We start from the raw sequence: 15,188 nt of genomic DNA on the forward strand, positions 1-15,188 counted from the left end.
CGCTTCAGCCGCGCATCGCCTTCGCAAACGCCTCGATCGCCGCAACCTCGTCCCCGTTCCACACCGCGCCTGACACCGCGAGAAAATCGGCCCCCGCTTCGATCAGCGGTTTGCAATTGTCCGGCGTGATCCCGCCGATGGCGACACAGGGGATTTCGAAGATCTGGCTCCACCATTGCAGCGTTTCGAGCTCGGGCACTTCGGCATCCGGGCCCTTGTCCTTGGTGGTCGAGGGATAGAAGGCGCCGAACGCGACGTAATCCGCCCCTGCCTCGCCCGCTTCCATCGCCATGTGGCGGCTGGCGTGGCAGGTGACGCCGATCTGTGCTTCCCGGCCCAATTCCTCGCGCGCATCGCGGGGCGATCCGTCGTCTTGTCCCAGGTGCACGCCGTCAGCCTTCAGACGCTTGGCCAGCGAGACCGAATCATTGACGATAAAGGCCACGTCATGTGCGGCACAGATGGCCTGGAGCGGCTCGGCCAGTGCGGCAGCTTCGTGGCTGTCGACGCCCTTCACCCGGAACTGGAACGCGGTGACAAGACCCTTGCCGGCTTCGAGCGCACGTTCGAGCCGCTGGGGAAAGGTGCCGCTGACGTCGAGCGGGGAGATGAGATAGAGTTGTGTTTCGGTCATGGCCGGAACCGCTAATCGCTCGCGCGGTCGCTGTCACCTGTTCAGCCGCCACTCAGCCATTGGCGCGCTAAACGGAAGGCATGAACCATCTGCTCCGCGCCGTCCTGCCCCTCACCCTCGCCGCTATGCTCGGTGCCTGCGCCGTCATCCCGGACCGCGCCGGGGTGGAGAGTATTCCGCTGCCTCAGGGGAGCCCCACCGCGCTGCTCCAGACCGTGACGGTCGGCGAACTGAGCGTGACCCCTCAGGAGGTCGTCGAAGACAGCCGTTGCCCGATCAACGCCCGCTGCATCTGGGCCGGGCGGTTGGTGGTCCGCACCCGGATCGACGGCGCAGGCTGGCGCGACACGGCTGACCTGACGCTGGGCGAGCCTTACGGCACGCACGGCACGGTGATCGCACTGACCTCAGGCGAACCGGCCCCCGAAGCCGGAGCCGGACGTGAGACCGCCAAAGAGGACTACCGCTTCACCTTCGAAGCGCGGTAAGCGTCAGACGCTCGCGCTGGCAATCTTTTCAATTGCCTTGCCGAGCACCGTGTTGAACTCCGCGTCCGACTGGCCCTTGCGCAGATCCTGCAACAACCCGCGGCTGAAGCTGGCGATCATCCCGGGGTTCTGGGCGAGGCGCGAACAGGCATCGTCGGTCGAGAAGCCGCCCGACAGCGCGACCACGCGCAGCACCTTGGGATGCTGCGTCAGCGGCGTGTAGAGGCCAGCGGTAGCCGGGATCGACAGCTTCAGCATCACCTGCTGGCCCTCAGGCAGCGCGTCGAGGTGCTTGCGGATTTCTTCGAGCAGAATGGCTTCGCCCGCCGCGCGGTCATCCGACGTGATGTCATATTCCGGCTCGATGATCGGCATCAGGCCCGCAGCAATGATCTGCGCGCCCACTTCGAATTGCTGAGCGACCACGGCGGCGATACCGGCAGGATTGGCCGACTTGATCACCGAGCGCATCTTGGTGCCGAACATCCCGGCCGCCACTGACTTTTCGAGCAGCGCCGCCAGCTTCACCATCGGCTTCATCAATTGGACGCCGTCCGCTTCGTCAGCCAGACCTTCGTCGACCTTGATGAACGGCACGATTCCGCGGGCCTTCAACGCATCCCCGGTCGAGACGCCATCCACAACGCCGTCCATCGTGCGCTCGAACAGGATCGCGCCGATCACCTTGCCGCTTCCAAAGCAGGGCGAGGTGATGACGCGGGCGCGCATCGCGTGGATCTGCGCGAACATTTCCTCATCGCCCGACCACTCGGAGTCGTCCACCCCGTAACCGCGCAGCGCCTTGGGGGTCGAGCCACCCGACTGATCGAGCGCGGCAATGAATCCCTGTCCGGTGGCGATACGTGTCGTCATTTCGAGGGTGTTCATGGCTGGCTTTCTCCGGTGCGAGGATGGTCTGAAGTGCGGCCTGTTTGCGTCTATGCATAGGTATGCACAGACCCGATGACGCGCCATTAGCGAGACGTCGCGGATGCTGCAACCGCGAAGGCGGCCGTGATGCGATCAGCGGCGGGTCAGGCGCCGGATAATGCCGGTGAAGCTCAGCGCGGGCTTGCCGTCGCCGGTGATGATCCCGCGCACGAAGATCGTCTTGCCCCCGCCGCGCGTGACCTCCCCCCGCGCCTCGACCAGCGCGCCGTCCGCGACCGAGCCGAGGAAATCGCCCGCAAGGTTCAAGGTGACCGCGTGGTCGCCGTTCAATTCGTCGGTCGCGATGGCGAACAGGGCGAAATCGGCGAAGGTCAGCAGGCAGCCGCCATGCATGAAGCCGCCACCGTTCATGTGGCGCGGTTCCGCGCGGAAGGCGCTGACATAGGAGCCGTCTTCCTCCCGCCGGTAGTAGAACGGGCCCGAGCGCGTCTCGAACGGATCACCCTGCCAATAGCGCCACCCGGCAAACTCGCCGCTCTCCATGACGCTCAACTGGCCGTAACTGGTTTCTACCGCTTCGCTCATCGCTACTTCCACAATTGCAGACGGCTGACGGCCGCCGCGATGCTGTCGTCCTGATCGAGCCGCGCGAGGCTGCGTTCGGCCAGCTTCCAGCCTCCGATCGTGCCCTTGCGCCACATATCGGTGACAAGGAACCCGCCGCTCCAGACCTTCGGCCCGAACGCAAGTTCAAGCTCCGCCCCGGCGACGAACCACGCGCTCTTGCCATAGGGGCGCACGATCACTTCGCGCAAGGCAAAGCGGGTGCAGGCAAACCCGCGCTCCATCGCGGCGAGGAAACTCGGGCGATCAAGCAGTTGCGGCGGCATACTGCCAACCAGCAGCATGAAATCGCGAGCGGTGATCTTCTTCATCGCCTTCACATCGCCCGCCACCCAGGCGCGCATTGCGCCGAGCGCCAGCGCTTCGATTTCGGCCGTAACGTCCGCCATGGTCAGACTTCGAGGGCCGCCACGCCGGGCAACACCCGACCTTCCATCCATTCGAGGAAGGCCCCGCCAGCGGTTGAAATATAGGTGAAATCTTCCGAAACACCCGCCTGCGCGAGCGCCGCAACAGTGTCACCCCCACCCGCCACACTGATCAGCGAACCTTCCAGCGTCAACGCTGCCGCCGTGCGCGCCAAGGCGACAGTCGCGGCATCGAACGGCTCGGTCTCGAACGCGCCGAGCGGGCCGTTCCATACGAGCGTGCGACAGGTCTTGAGCACATCCGCCAGCGCTTCCACCGCCTGCGGGCCCACGTCGAGGATCATCTCGTCGGCGGCGACTTCGTGGACGTTGCAGATGCGCAGGCTTGCCGGGTTGGCAGCGAATTCCTTGGCTACCACGACATCATAGGGCAGATGGACAGTGCAGCCCGCCTTGTCCGCCTCGTCCATGATCCGGGTCACGGTTGCGGCCAGATCATGCTCGCACAGCGACTTGCCGACATCGACCCCGCGCGCGGCGAGGAAGGTGTTGGCCATGCCGCCCCCGATGATGAGGTGCTGCACCTTGCCGACCAGATGTTCGAGCACAGCAAGCTTGGACGAAACCTTGGCTCCGCCGACCACCGCAGCAACCGGCTGCAGCGGCGTGCCGAGCGCAGCGTCGAGCGCCTTCAACTCGGCCTCCATCGAACGGCCGGCATAGGACGGCAGGAAATGCGTCAGCCCCTCGGTCGTGGCGTGAGCGCGGTGCGCGGCGCTGAAGGCGTCGTTGACGTAGAGCGTGCCATGTGCGGCGATCGCCTGCGCGAAGTTCGGATCATTGCCCTCCTCACCCGGCCAGAAGCGGGTGTTGTCGAGCAACCCGATATCCCCGCTGCGCAGGATGGTGCTGACCGCCTGATCCACCACCGGCCCGGCGATTTCCGGGATGAACATGACTTCTTTGCCCAGCACCCGCTCGACATCGCCGATCACCATGCTGGTCGACAGCATCGAAGACCGCTGTCCGCCGGGACGCCCGAAATGCGCCAGCAGCAGCACCTTGGCCCCGCGCCCCGCGAGTTCGAGGATCGTGGGGCGCGCCGCCTCGACCCGCGTGACATCGGTGGCCGAGCCATCCTTCATCGGCAGGTTGAGATCGACGCGAACGAGCGCGACCTCGCCGGTGAGGTCGGCGGGCAGATCATCGAGGGTCTTGAACTTGGGCATTGCTCACTCCGATCCTCCCCCACCGGGGGAGGGGGACCGCGCGCAGGACGCGCGGGGTGGAGGGGCACCCTCGAATGATCCGAACAGTGGCGGGTGCCCCTCCACCATCCTGCGGATGGTCCCCCTCCCCTGAAGGGGAGGATTACCTTACAAGAACTTCGCCATCACCCCGGCGGTGTCGATCATCCGGTTGGAGAAGCCCCATTCGTTGTCGTACCAGCTGACCACGCGGGCAAGCTTGCCCTCCATCACGCTGGTTTCGAGGCTGTCGACGGTCGAGGACGCCGGATAGTGGTTGAAGTCCGAGCTGACGAGCGGCTGATCGGTGTAATCGAGCACGCCCTTCATCGCCCCTTCGGCCGCCGCCTTCAGCGCGGCGTTGATTTCCTCGGCGGTGGTGTCGCGGCTCGGCACGAAGACCAGATCGACCATCGAGACATTCGGGGTCGGCACGCGGACCGACGAGCCGTCGAGCTTGCCCTTCAGCTCAGGGAGCACCAGACCCACAGCGCGCGCCGCGCCGGTGGTGGTCGGGATCATGTTCTGCGCACCCGCCCGCGCACGGCGCAGATCGGAGTGGATCTGGTCGAGCATCCGCTGGTCGTTGGTGTAGGAGTGGATCGTGGTCATGAACCCGCGCTCGATCCCGATCACGTCATTCAGCACCTTGGCCACCGGCGCGAGGCAGTTGGTGGTGCAGCTTGCGTTCGAGATGATCACATCATCGCCGGTCAGCGTTTCGTGGTTCACGCCGTACACGATGGTCTTGGAAACGCCCGTGGCGGGTGCGGAGATCAACACGCGCTTGGCCCCGGCAGCAAGATGCGGGCGGCTCGCTTCGTCGGACTGGAAGAAGCCGGTGCATTCGAGCACGATGTCCACGCCCATCGCCGCGTGCGGCAGATTGGCGGGATCGCGTTCCTTGGTCACGGCAATCCGCTTGCCATTAACGATGATCGCATCGCCATCGGCCTTCACCTCGCCCCCGAACCGGCCGTGGACCGAGTCATAGGCGAACAGCAGCGCGTTGGACTTGGCATCCGCCAGATCGTTGATCGCGACCAGTTCGAGATCGTGATCGGTGCGCTCGAGAATAGCGCGGGCGACGAGCCGGCCGATGCGACCGAAGCCGTTGATGGCAACTTTGGTGGCCATGAGAGGTTCTCCTGCTTAAGCGTTCAGTTTGTTCAGGATTTGCGGGACGATAGCCTCCGCGGTAAAGCCGAAATGGGCAAACAGATCTTCTGCTGGGGCCGAGGCGCCGAAGGTGTCGATCCCGATATTGATGCCGCTGCGCCCGGTGTAGCGTTCCCAGCCCAGCGTCGATCCGGCCTCGATCGAGACGATCAGCGCATCGGTCGGTAGCACATCGGCCTTGTAGGCTTCGGGCTGAGCGTCGAACAGCTCGGTGCAGGGCATCGAAACGACATCTGCGCCGATCCCCTGCGTTTCGAGCTCGTCAGCGCAGGCCATTGCGAGCTCCACTTCGGAGCCCGTCGCGACGATCACGACCTTGCGGGCCGCCGAAGCGTCGCGCAGGCGATAGCCGCCCTTGGCGCTACGATTGTTGGCCTGCGACCAGTTCTCGTCACCCTTGCCGCGCAGCTGCGGCAGATTCTGGCGGGTGAGGCACAGCACCGAAGGCGTCTCGGGTGTGGTGAGCGCCAGCGCCCAGCATTCCGCCGTCTCGATCACATCGGCCGGGCGATAGACGTTGAGGTTGGGGATCAGGCGCAGGCTCATCACCTGCTCGATGGGCTGGTGGGTCGGCCCATCCTCGCCCAAGCCGATCGAATCGTGGGTCATCACATAGACCACGCCGGTCTGCTGGAGCGCCGACAGGCGGATCGCATTGCGGCAATAGTCCGAGAAGATGAGGAAGGTGCCGCCATAGGGCACGATGCCACCGTGCAGCGCCATGCCGTTCATCGCCGCCGCCATGCCGAATTCGCGGATGCCGTAATAGACGTAGCGCCCCGCGTAATCCTCGGCGGACATCGGCAAGGTCGAGGGGGTCTTTGTATTGTTCGATCCGGTGAGATCGGCCGAGCCGCCGACCAGCTGCGGGATCGCCGACGTCAGCGGGCCGAGCGCCATTTCCGAAGCCTTGCGGGTCGCGACCGTCTTGGGATTGCGGGCAAGATCGTCAATGTAACTCGCAATCGCCGGGCCGACGAGACTGCCGATCGGCGCCATCTGGCTGGTGAAATCACCCTTCTTCGCCGAGGCTTCGAGCCGCCCGGCCCAGGCTCCATGCGCCGCGCGGCCCGGCTCACCCGCCAGACGCCAGTCGGCGAGGATTTCGGAGGGGATCACAAAAGGTTCAGCCGTCCAGCCCAGCGTCTCGCGCGCCGCGGCCACTTCGGCCCCGCCGAGCGCCGCGCCATGGACGCCGCTCGTGCCCTGCTTGTTGGGCGCGCCCTTGCCGATCATCGTGCGGCAGGCGACGAGCGAGGGACGCGGATCGGCCTTGGCCTCTTGCAGGGCGCGCTCGATATCGGCGAAATCGTGGCCGTCACACTCGGTCACGTGCCATCCGGTCGCGATATAGCGCGCCTTGATATCTTCGGACGAGGACAGATCGGTCGCGCCGTCGATGGTGATGCGGTTATCGTCCCAAAGCACATTCAGGCGGCCGAGCTTGAGGTGTCCGGCCAGTCCGATCGCCTCGTGGTTGATGCCTTCCATCAGGCAGCCATCGCCCGCAATCACCCAGGTGCGGTGGTCGACCAGATCGTCGCCATAAATCGCGTTGAGGTGCCGCTCAGCCATCGCCATCCCGACGGCCATTGCCAGACCCTGCCCCAGCGGACCGGTGGTGCATTCCACCCCGTCGAGCAGGAAGTTCTCAGGGTGGCCCGCGCAAGGGCTGCCCAGCTTCCGGAAGTTGCGGATGTCGTCAATCGTCGGCGCGGCATAGCCGGTGAGATAAAGCAGGCTGTAGATCAGCATCGACCCGTGGCCCGCGCTCAGCACGAAGCGGTCGCGGTCAGCCCAATCGGGCGCGGTCGGATCGAACTTGAGGTGGCCGGTGAACAGCACGGTCGCCACATCGGCCATGCCCATCGGCATCCCGGGGTGCCCGGAATTGGCCGCCTCGACCGCGTCCATCGACAGGGCGCGGATGGCGTTCGCCATCGGCTGGAGGCGGGCGGGCTCGAGGCTCATCGGCACGAAATTCTCCTGCTTCAGCAACCGGCCCCGCGCGCCATCGCGCCCGACTCGGCTCGGCTCAGATGGGCGTGCCATTGCCGAGGCCAACAGGGAGGTCAACCTTGCGTGCGTGCGCCTTCGCCCGATCGGCGTCCCCTGCGAGGGCGCATCACTTATCAACAGCCCCGCCCAAGCCTTTGCACCCCATGCATTCTGTTGGTATCGCTAGCGCCCATGACCGCCGACCGCATCGCCACTGCGCTTGCCCGTATCGAGACCGCAATCGCCCGGATCGACGCGGCGTCGAGCGATATCGCCCGCGAAGCCAGCGCCAACGCCGAAAGCAAGGCGGCGGGCAGCTCTGCCCGGGTGATCGAACTGGTCAATGTTCACGAGAGATTGCGCGAGCAAGTCGCCGAAAGCCTTCGCGAACTCGACGATATTCTCGCCAAGCTGGAAGACTGACGCCTGATGAGCACCGTCACGCTGAACATCGGCTCCAAAACCTACACCATCGCCTGCGCTGATGGCGAGGAAGCCCATATCGAGGCGCTCGGCGCCATGATTGCAGAGAAATATGCCCTGCTCGGCGCATCACGCGCACCGCTGGAAGCGCAGAACCTGCTGTTCGCGGCGCTGTTTCTTGCCGACGAATTGGCGGACGCCCGCAAACGCGGCGGTGAGGCCGAACCGGCGATTGTCCCTCAGTCCGATACCGCAGAAGCCGATGCGCTCCGCGAGACGATTGCCCAGCTTGAAGGCGAGCTCGAAGCCGCGCGCAAAGCCGCTGCCGCGCGTGCGGCTGCTCCGCAGCCAGACCTGTTCGTAGCCGCTGCTCCGGCGGAAGATCTGAACGAAGCGGTCGCCGAACAGCTCGAAGCGCTGGCGGCCCGCATCGAAGCCAGTGCCGCGGCGCTTGAAGCGGCGGCACCAAGCGCCTAGATAGGTAGGCGGCGGGACTGCCCGGCACGAGCCGATTGAACATCCCTGAGGCTATAAGTAATCCAAATGGGAGCTGTCCCTGCCCTTGTTTGCCGGTTCGTCCGGAAAGCTTGGGCATACGGCGCCCACCTGACGTAAAACGCGTCAGAGGATTTCTAGCGCAAACGACCCATGGTGGTTCCGTCACGTTTTTGTTTTCCGCAGCCCCTCCTGACTGCGGTCCTCGCTAGAAGCGCAGCAAAGCTGCGCCCGCTGCGGGCGGCCAGTCGGCCTTGCGGCCCTGTGGGCCGTTACAATTCTCCCCTTCAGGGGAGGGGGACCATCCGCAGGATGGTGGAGGGGCGAGCAGGTGGTTGATCTTGCCGCCGTCCAGACTGAAGTCTACCGCCTGGATGGATGACCGAACTCTCCAAATCCGAACTCCGTCGCTCCCTTCGCACTGCCCGCAAGGCCCATGTCGAATCGCTGCCCGATCACATTCGCGGTCTGCTATTCCACCGCCCGCCCGCACCCTTGCTCGCCCGCATTCCGCAGGAGGCGGTGATCGGTGTGTATCACGCCGGTCCCTGGGAGGCCCCTGCGGCGGCCTATGCGCGGTTCTTCCATGAGGCGGGCCACCCCATCGCCCTGCCCCATTTCTCCGCACCTGACGCACCGATGACGTTCAGGCGGCACAGCGATCCCTATGGGCAGGACGATCTTGAAGTCGGCCCGTTCGGCGTGCTGCAACCCTCAGCCGAGGCTGAGGCGCTGGTGCCTGAAATCCTGTTCGTGCCGCTGGTCGGCTTTACCCCGGCGCTCGCGCGGCTCGGCCAAGGCGGCGGGCATTATGATCGCTGGCTGGCGGAACATCCGCCGCTGCTGGCCATTGGGCTGGCATGGGATGCGCAAGCCTGCGACGCCCTGCCGACCGAACCCCATGACGTGCCGCTCGATGCCGTCGTTACCCCCACCCGGATTTATGGACTGACCTGATGCGCGAAACCCCGACCTGGCGAATTCCCTTCGGCATTGTCAGCCTCTTCATTGCGCTGATCATCTACGGTGTGGTGATCGCCCGCTATGCGCCGGACATCATCGGCCGCTGGTCAGGCGGCGCGCAGACGGTCGTCTATGTCGTGCTGGGGCTAATCTGGCTCCTGCCGCTCAAGCGCTTCCTGATCTGGATGGAGACCGGCAGCTGGAGCCCGCCTGCTGCATCGCAGGCAAAAGAAAAGGCGAACTGACGCCCGCCTTTATCAATGCCGTTTCGGCTTCCTTGAGGAACAAGTGGCGCGAGTGACGGGGCTCGAACCCGCGACCTTCGGCGTGACAGGCCGACGCTCTAACCAACTGAGCTACACCCGCGCATCTTGTCCTTCCGAGCGTTCCGGCTGTGCCGTCCCGCCCGTGGAGCAGCGCCATTAGGCGCGGGCGTTCGGGCTGTCAACGGTCAGATCGGCAAAAAATCGAGTGCGCCGACATGCTCAACAATCCTCATACTTCCAATGACGCTTCTTGCCCTCGGTCAGCCATTCGATCGACTGCACAATGCGCTTGTCGCGCGTCTCTTCGCGCTTCGCGTCCGCAACCCATTCGACATATTCGCGCCGATGCGAGGGGGCCAAGGCGCCGAACACCCGCTTTGCTTCAGGCGCAGCGTCCAAGGCGGCTGCAAGCGCTGGCGGGACAGGCAATTCAGGCTTGGGCGCGCGCTTCGGCTTCGGAGTACCCGTGGCAGCAAGGCCCGCCTGGAAGCGCGCGATCAGCTCGCCTTCTTCAGGAAGGTCAGCAAGGCTTGCCAGCTTGCCGAGCGAGCCCATCCCCTCCCCGCGCTCCTCATGGTGGATCACGACCGACGCATGAGCCTTGAACGCAGCGAGGCCGACGACATTCTTCCCGCCCACCACAAAGTGCGGCATCCCCCACTTGATGGTCTCCTCGGCGCCCGGCAGCGCCTGATGCACCAGCGCGCGGACATGGGTGAGGATCGGCTGCACAAAAGGCGCAGCTGCGGCGATGTAATCGTCGATGCGCGGATCGTGGGTCATGTCGGCACCTCCCGGCCCCGACATTACCTCAGTCAGTCGACCAGCAACAGCGCCGGTGTCTCGATCAGCGCCTTCATGCCTTGCACAAAGCTCGCCGCATCGTGGCCATCGACCACGCGGTGATCGCAGGAGATCGAGATGTTCATCAGCTTGCGCTTGGCGATTCGCTCCCCGCCCATGCCGTCGCTGACGAACATCGGACGCTCGACGATGCGGTTGGGGCCGATGATCGCGACTTCCGGACGGTTGATGACCGGCGTGGTCGCCACCCCGCCGAGCGGGCCGAGCGAGGTGATCGTCAGGGTGGAGCCGGAAAGCTCCTCCGACGTCGCCTTGCCGGTGCGCGCGGCCTCGGCCAAACGGCCAATCTCGCGCGCCAATTGCCACAGGTTGCGGCTCTGCGCGTCGCGAATCACCGGCACCATCAGGCCATTGTCGGTCTGTGCCGCCATGCCGAGATGCACGCTGCCATAACGCGTGACGACATTAGCCTCGTCATCATAGCGCGCATTGATCATCGGGAACGCCGGGATGGTCTTGCAGATCGCGGTGATCAGCAGCGGCAGCAGCGTGAGCTTGGGCTTGTCACCGCGTGCCGCGTTCAACTGCGCGCGAAGGGTTTCCAGATCGGTGACATCGCATTCTTCGACATAGGTGAAATGCGGGATGTGACGCTTGGCCGCGGCCATGTTCTGGGCGATGCGCTTGCGCAGGCCGATGACCTTGATCGTCTCGTCTGCACGCGCCTTGCCCGCCGCGCTGAAGCCACCATTATAGGCGAGGAAGGCATCCAGATCGGCGTGGCGCACGCGCCCGTCGGCGGCAGGCTTCACCTCGGCCAAATCAATCCCGAGATCACGCGCGCGCTGGCGCACTGCCGGGGAGGCCAACACCTTGATTTCTGTTCGTGCTGCGCTTGTTTCTGCATCCGCTCGTACTGAGCCTGTCGGAGCACTGTCCTTTTCTTCGAAAGTGGAGTGCAGCCCATCGACAAGCTCAGGGCGAACGGGGCTTTGTTCATCCGCCTCTCCGGCGTCGGAAACCTCGTCCTCAATCTGCTCGGCGGCGGCTTCGGCCTCCGCCTCGGACACCTCGCCCTCGACCTCGATCACCAACAGCATCGAGCCGATGGCGATCACATCGCCAACCTCGCCAGCGACGTCGACGACCGTGCCGGCGACCGGGCTTTCGATATCGATCGTCGCCTTGTCGGTCATCACATCGACGAGGTGCTGGTCCTCCTCGACCCGGTCACCGACCTTCACGTGCCATTCGACGACTTCCGCCTCAGCCACGCCTTCGCCCACATCGGGCATCTTGAAAATGAATCTCGCCATGGCGCCGGTCAGTCCTTGAGAAGCTTGTCGATAGCCTCGCCGATGCGGACAGGGCCGGGGAAATAGGCCCATTCGAGGCTATGGGGATAGGGCGTGTCGAAGCCGGTGACGCGTTCGACCGGGGCTTCGAGGTGGTAGAAGCAGCGTTCGGTGACTAGCGCTGACAATTCCGCGCCAAAGCCGGAGGTGCGGGTCGCCTCGTGGACAATCATGCAGCGGCCGGTCTTTTCGACCGAAGCCTCAATCGCCTTGATGTCGAGCGGTACCAGCGTGCGCAGATCAAGGATATCGGCATCCACACCCTTGGCCTCGCACACGGCCTGCGCGACGTGGACCATCGTGCCATAGGCGAGCACGGTCAGCGCCTCACCCTCGCGCACATACCGGGCCTTGCCCAGCGGCACCTTGTAATAGCCTTCGGGCACCACGCTGTCGGGGTGCTTCTTCCACGGCTCAACCGGCTTGTCGTAGAAGCCAGTGAATGGGCCATTGTAGATGCGCTTGGGCTCGAAGAAGATCACCGGATCATTGTCTTCGATGGCGGAGATCAAGAGCCCCTTGGCGTCGTGCGGCGTGCTTGGAATAACGGTCTTGAGGCCCGCCACATGGGTGAACAGCGCCTCGGGGCTCTGGCTGTGGGTCTGGCCGCCGAAGATGCCGCCACCAAAGGGCGAGCGCACAGTGAGCGGCGCGATATAATCACCTGCCGAGCGATACCGCAGGCGTGCGGCTTCACTGATGAGCTGGTCGAGGCCCGGATAGATGTAATCAGCAAACTGGATCTCCGGCACCGGACGCAGGCCGTAAGCCCCCATCCCCACTGCCGCGCCGATGATCCCGCATTCCGAAATCGGCGTATCGAACACGCGGTTCTTGCCATACTTGGCCTGAAGCCCCGCCGTGGCGCGGAACACGCCGCCGAAATAGCCGACATCCTCGCCCATGATGATCACGTCGGGATCACGCTCCAGCATGATGTCGAGCGCTTCGTTGATCGCCTCGATCATGTTGAGGCGGCGTTCCGCGATGACCGCTTCGCCCACGTTTGCCGGGTTCTCGCTCATCCGAAGGGCCTTTCGGTGCCGAACTTGGTGATGCGTTCGCGGATCGCCTGATCGGCCTGTTCTTCAAGATGCCAGGGCAGATCCTCGTAAACATCCTCGAACATGGTGTGGAACGGGTGGTGTAGGCCGTGGCCGAGGATGCCGTTCTTTTCGGCCTCCTTGGTGGTCGCCTTGACCAATTCCGCGCATTCAAGGTCCATCGCCGCATGGCGATCCTCGTCCCATTCGCCGATGGCGATGAGGTGCTTCTTCAGGCGCGTCACCGGATCGCCCAGCGGCCATTCCTCGCGCTCCTGCGCAGAACGATAGCCGCTCGGATCGTCCGAGGTGGAGTGGCCTTCGGCGCGGTAGGTGAAGTATTCGATCAGCGTGGGCCCGTGATTACCGCGCGCGCGGTTCGCCGCCCATTCGGCGGCGGCATAGCACGCCAGCGCATCATTGCCGTCGACCCGGAGCGCGGCGATGCCATGGCCCAACCCGCGTGCGGCAAAGGTGGTGCGCTCGCCCCCGGCAAAGCCCGAGAAGCTCGAAATCGCCCACTGGTTGTTGACCACGTTGAGGATCACCGGCGCGTTGTAGACCGCAGCAAAGGTGCAGGCGGAGTGGAAATCGCCCTCGGCGGTCGAACCTTCACCGACCCAGCAGGCCGCGATCCGGCTGTCACCCTTGGCCGCGCTCGCCATCGCCCAGCCCACGGCCTGCGGGCATTGCGTGGCAAGGTTGCCGGAGATGCTGAAGAAGCTGTGCGCGCGGCTCGAATACATGATGGGCAACTGACGGCCCTTCAGCTTGTCGGCCCGGTTCGAATAGATCTGGTTGATCATGTCGAGCAGTGGATAGCCCCGCGCGATCAGGATGCCCTGCTGGCGATAGCTGGGGAACACCATGTCATCGCTGGCGAGCGCCATAGCGGGCGCGATCGAGGTCGCCTCCTCGCCGGTGCATTTCATGTAGAAGCTGGTCTTGCCCTGCCGCTGACCGCGGAACATCCGCTCGTCAAAGGCGCGCACCATTGCCATGTGGCCGAGCATGGCGCGCAGGGTATCGGGCGCCAAGCGGGGGTTCCAGGGGCCGTGGGCCTGATCGTCGTCGCCCAAAACCCGGATCAGGCCATAGGCAAGGCCGGAGATCTGCGAGGGATGGACGCCTTCATCCGGGCGCGGTTGATCACCGGGCTGGCCGATGTCGAGATGCGAGAAATCCGCGCGATCACCGGGCCGGTATTTCGGCTCAGGCACATGCAACGCAAGCGCTGGGCGATTGGTGTCCGCCGGTTTCGCTGGTTCGGCCATCCTTGCGCTTTCCCCTCGCGTCGTACCGGGCAGCGCCCGTGTTATCATTGCTTGAATACGTATTTTTATTTCAACGTCATCAAGCGGTCAAGCCCGCCGCAAGGCACGGCGTTAAACCGCAACAGGCGCGCTGATGGGGGGGAGCGGCGCGTAATCATGCACCACGAAATCATTGATGGTATATTCGAATATTGTTTCGGGTGTCCGCGTGATCTCCAGCGTCGGACGTCCCTGCGGCTGGCGCGCGAGCTGTTCCTCGATCAGATGCGCGTGGTTGAGATAGAGGTGCACATCGCCCCCCATCCACACCAGCTCGCCCGGCTGCATCCCCACCTGCTGCGCGATCATCCGCGTAAGCAGCGCCGCCGACCAGAGGTTGAACGGCAGGCCCAGCGCGACATCGCAGCTACGCTGATAGAGCAGACAGTTGAGGCGTGCGTCTGCGCCTTCTCCGGCAACATGGAACTGGTAGGTCTTGTGACACGGGGGAAGCGCCATGCGGTCAAGCTCGGCTACGTTCCAGCCTTCGACGATGTGGCGCCGACTGCCGGGACTGGTGCGCAAGGATTCGATCACGGCGGCGATCTGGTTGATGCCCTCGCCCTTCTCGTAGAGTCCGTCAGCACGATAACGATAGGTCGGCCAATCGACCCACTGCTTGCCGTAAACCGGCCCGAGATCACCCCAGCGCGCGGCAAAGACTTCATCGTCAGCGATTCGCGCGACGAATGCATCGAGGCTGATCGCATCACCCGTCTCGCGGACATAATTGGCGTGCGGCCACTCGTTCCAGATCTTCACGCCTTGCAGGACCAGCGGCCGGATGTTGGTTGACCCGGTCAGGAACCACAGCAGCTCGCGGGTCGCGGTTTTCCAATAGACCCGCTTGGTCGTGAGCAGCGGCATCGCGCCGCCCGCAAGATCGAATCGCAGCATGGCCCCGCACACCGACCGCGTGCCGATCCCCGTGCGGTCGACCCGCTCGCTCCCGGTTTCCCAGATGGTCCGCATCAGATCGAGATATTGCTGCTCGGGATGCGGCAAGGCGGTTTCATTGAGAGGAATCGCAGCGCTGGCCATGCGGCGCATCATAAGCCGCAATTGCCCGCTTGCCACCCTCGTCTTCCACACCTATA

General features: G+C 64.5%; 17 protein-coding genes, 1 tRNA gene and 1 other RNA gene. 6 read left to right on the forward strand and 13 right to left on the reverse strand.

Annotated features, from left to right (window positions below; genetic code table 11):
* Positions 1-4: 4 nt before the first annotated feature.
* Positions 5-634 (reverse strand): thiamine phosphate synthase, encoded by a 630-nt coding sequence (gene thiE / locus GVM20_RS05805; RefSeq protein WP_166546348.1) that lies wholly within the window; start codon positions 632-634, stop codon positions 5-7.
* A gap of 80 nt (positions 635-714) precedes the next feature.
* Here thiE and GVM20_RS05810 point away from each other — a divergent pair, with 80 nt between their 5' ends.
* Complete coding sequence (locus GVM20_RS05810; protein ID WP_166546349.1) at positions 715-1,122, forward strand: hypothetical protein; 408 nt, start codon at positions 715-717, stop codon at positions 1,120-1,122.
* Positions 1,123-1,125: 3 nt separating this feature from the next.
* Here GVM20_RS05810 and GVM20_RS05815 read toward each other — a convergent pair whose 3' ends face one another.
* The 6 genes from GVM20_RS05815 to tkt all read right to left on the reverse strand — a co-directional run bounded on the left by GVM20_RS05815 (position 1,126) and on the right by tkt (position 7,402).
* Positions 1,126-2,010: a fructose bisphosphate aldolase gene (locus tag GVM20_RS05815; protein WP_166546350.1), complete on the reverse strand. Its 885-nt coding sequence runs from the start codon at positions 2,008-2,010 to the stop codon at positions 1,126-1,128.
* 135 nt (positions 2,011-2,145) lie between these two features.
* Positions 2,146-2,598, reverse strand: coding sequence for a PaaI family thioesterase (locus tag GVM20_RS05820; protein ID WP_166546351.1), 453 nt, complete (start codon positions 2,596-2,598; stop codon positions 2,146-2,148).
* A gap of 2 nt (positions 2,599-2,600) precedes the next feature.
* Positions 2,601-3,026, reverse strand: a complete 426-nt coding sequence (locus GVM20_RS05825; protein ID WP_166546352.1) for a DUF4440 domain-containing protein — start codon at positions 3,024-3,026, stop codon at positions 2,601-2,603.
* A gap of 2 nt (positions 3,027-3,028) precedes the next feature.
* Positions 3,029-4,234, reverse strand: a complete 1,206-nt coding sequence (locus GVM20_RS05830) for a phosphoglycerate kinase (RefSeq protein WP_166546353.1) — start codon at positions 4,232-4,234, stop codon at positions 3,029-3,031.
* A 147-nt stretch (positions 4,235-4,381) separates the two neighbouring features.
* Positions 4,382-5,389 (reverse strand): type I glyceraldehyde-3-phosphate dehydrogenase, encoded by a 1,008-nt coding sequence (gene gap, locus GVM20_RS05835; protein WP_166546354.1) that lies wholly within the window; start codon positions 5,387-5,389, stop codon positions 4,382-4,384.
* Positions 5,390-5,404: 15 nt separating this feature from the next.
* Positions 5,405-7,402 (reverse strand): transketolase, encoded by a 1,998-nt coding sequence (gene tkt / locus GVM20_RS05840; RefSeq protein ID WP_166546458.1) that lies wholly within the window; start codon positions 7,400-7,402, stop codon positions 5,405-5,407.
* A gap of 219 nt (positions 7,403-7,621) precedes the next feature.
* On the opposite strand from tkt, the gene GVM20_RS05845 reads away from it, so the two are divergent.
* The 5 genes from GVM20_RS05845 to GVM20_RS05865 all read left to right on the forward strand — a co-directional run bounded on the left by GVM20_RS05845 (position 7,622) and on the right by GVM20_RS05865 (position 9,555).
* On the forward strand, positions 7,622-7,852 hold the full coding sequence (locus GVM20_RS05845; protein ID WP_166546355.1) for a hypothetical protein: 231 nt from the start codon (positions 7,622-7,624) through the stop codon (positions 7,850-7,852).
* A gap of 6 nt (positions 7,853-7,858) precedes the next feature.
* Entirely contained in the window at positions 7,859-8,329 is a 471-nt protein-coding gene (locus GVM20_RS05850; protein WP_166546356.1) for a cell division protein ZapA, read from the forward strand.
* Between the two features lie 11 nt (positions 8,330-8,340).
* A non-coding RNA gene (gene ssrS, locus GVM20_RS05855) (6S RNA) lies at positions 8,341-8,514 on the forward strand.
* 211 nt (positions 8,515-8,725) lie between these two features.
* Positions 8,726-9,304, forward strand: a complete 579-nt coding sequence (locus GVM20_RS05860; protein ID WP_166546357.1) for a 5-formyltetrahydrofolate cyclo-ligase — start codon at positions 8,726-8,728, stop codon at positions 9,302-9,304.
* Entirely contained in the window at positions 9,304-9,555 is a 252-nt protein-coding gene (locus GVM20_RS05865; RefSeq protein ID WP_166546358.1) for a DUF2842 domain-containing protein, read from the forward strand. The genes GVM20_RS05860 and GVM20_RS05865 overlap by 1 nt, the downstream gene beginning before the upstream one ends.
* A gap of 44 nt (positions 9,556-9,599) precedes the next feature.
* Here the strand turns inward: GVM20_RS05865 and GVM20_RS05870 are convergent.
* The 6 genes from GVM20_RS05870 to GVM20_RS05895 all read right to left on the reverse strand — a co-directional run bounded on the left by GVM20_RS05870 (position 9,600) and on the right by GVM20_RS05895 (position 15,132).
* Positions 9,600-9,676 (reverse strand) — tRNA-Asp (locus GVM20_RS05870).
* Positions 9,677-9,795: 119 nt separating this feature from the next.
* Complete coding sequence (locus GVM20_RS05875; RefSeq protein ID WP_166546359.1) at positions 9,796-10,359, reverse strand: YdeI/OmpD-associated family protein; 564 nt, start codon at positions 10,357-10,359, stop codon at positions 9,796-9,798.
* Between the two features lie 32 nt (positions 10,360-10,391).
* Positions 10,392-11,696, reverse strand: a complete 1,305-nt coding sequence (locus GVM20_RS05880) for a dihydrolipoamide acetyltransferase family protein (RefSeq protein ID WP_166546360.1) — start codon at positions 11,694-11,696, stop codon at positions 10,392-10,394.
* An 8-nt stretch (positions 11,697-11,704) separates the two neighbouring features.
* The gene (locus GVM20_RS05885) at positions 11,705-12,760 is read right to left on the reverse strand and encodes an alpha-ketoacid dehydrogenase subunit beta (RefSeq protein WP_166546361.1); all 1,056 of its coding nucleotides are present in this window, start codon (positions 12,758-12,760) and stop codon (positions 11,705-11,707) included.
* The gene (locus GVM20_RS05890) at positions 12,757-14,052 is read right to left on the reverse strand and encodes a thiamine pyrophosphate-dependent enzyme (RefSeq protein ID WP_166546362.1); all 1,296 of its coding nucleotides are present in this window, start codon (positions 14,050-14,052) and stop codon (positions 12,757-12,759) included. Before GVM20_RS05890 ends, GVM20_RS05885 begins: the two co-directional genes overlap by 4 nt.
* A gap of 111 nt (positions 14,053-14,163) precedes the next feature.
* Positions 14,164-15,132, reverse strand: coding sequence for a thymidylate synthase (locus GVM20_RS05895; RefSeq protein ID WP_166546363.1), 969 nt, complete (start codon positions 15,130-15,132; stop codon positions 14,164-14,166).
* Positions 15,133-15,188: the final 56 nt, after the last annotated feature.

Source organism: Porphyrobacter sp. SLTP, from assembly GCF_009905735.1.
Taxonomy (GTDB): domain Bacteria; phylum Pseudomonadota; class Alphaproteobacteria; order Sphingomonadales; family Sphingomonadaceae; genus Erythrobacter.

Bases quoted from the DNA above. Each gene is read 5' to 3' on its own strand.
- thiE (WP_166546348.1), bottom strand. From the start codon at position 634: ATGACCGAAACACAACTCTATCTCATCTCCCCGCTCGACGTCAGCGGC.
- GVM20_RS05810 (WP_166546349.1), top strand. From the start codon at position 715: ATGAACCATCTGCTCCGCGCCGTCCTGCCCCTCACCCTCGCCGCTATG.
- GVM20_RS05815 (WP_166546350.1), bottom strand. From the start codon at position 2,010: ATGAACACCCTCGAAATGACGACACGTATCGCCACCGGACAGGGATTC.
- GVM20_RS05820 (WP_166546351.1), bottom strand. From the start codon at position 2,598: ATGAGCGAAGCGGTAGAAACCAGTTACGGCCAGTTGAGCGTCATGGAG.
- GVM20_RS05825 (WP_166546352.1), bottom strand. From the start codon at position 3,026: ATGGCGGACGTTACGGCCGAAATCGAAGCGCTGGCGCTCGGCGCAATG.
- GVM20_RS05830 (WP_166546353.1), bottom strand. From the start codon at position 4,234: ATGCCCAAGTTCAAGACCCTCGATGATCTGCCCGCCGACCTCACCGGC.
- gap (WP_166546354.1), bottom strand. From the start codon at position 5,389: ATGGCCACCAAAGTTGCCATCAACGGCTTCGGTCGCATCGGCCGGCTC.
- tkt (WP_166546458.1), bottom strand. From the start codon at position 7,402: ATGAGCCTCGAGCCCGCCCGCCTCCAGCCGATGGCGAACGCCATCCGC.
- GVM20_RS05845 (WP_166546355.1), top strand. From the start codon at position 7,622: ATGACCGCCGACCGCATCGCCACTGCGCTTGCCCGTATCGAGACCGCA.
- GVM20_RS05850 (WP_166546356.1), top strand. From the start codon at position 7,859: ATGAGCACCGTCACGCTGAACATCGGCTCCAAAACCTACACCATCGCC.
- GVM20_RS05860 (WP_166546357.1), top strand. From the start codon at position 8,726: ATGACCGAACTCTCCAAATCCGAACTCCGTCGCTCCCTTCGCACTGCC.
- GVM20_RS05865 (WP_166546358.1), top strand. From the start codon at position 9,304: ATGCGCGAAACCCCGACCTGGCGAATTCCCTTCGGCATTGTCAGCCTC.
- GVM20_RS05875 (WP_166546359.1), bottom strand. From the start codon at position 10,359: ATGACCCACGATCCGCGCATCGACGATTACATCGCCGCAGCTGCGCCT.
- GVM20_RS05880 (WP_166546360.1), bottom strand. From the start codon at position 11,696: ATGGCGAGATTCATTTTCAAGATGCCCGATGTGGGCGAAGGCGTGGCT.
- GVM20_RS05885 (WP_166546361.1), bottom strand. From the start codon at position 12,760: ATGAGCGAGAACCCGGCAAACGTGGGCGAAGCGGTCATCGCGGAACGC.
- GVM20_RS05890 (WP_166546362.1), bottom strand. From the start codon at position 14,052: ATGGCCGAACCAGCGAAACCGGCGGACACCAATCGCCCAGCGCTTGCG.
- GVM20_RS05895 (WP_166546363.1), bottom strand. From the start codon at position 15,132: ATGGCCAGCGCTGCGATTCCTCTCAATGAAACCGCCTTGCCGCATCCC.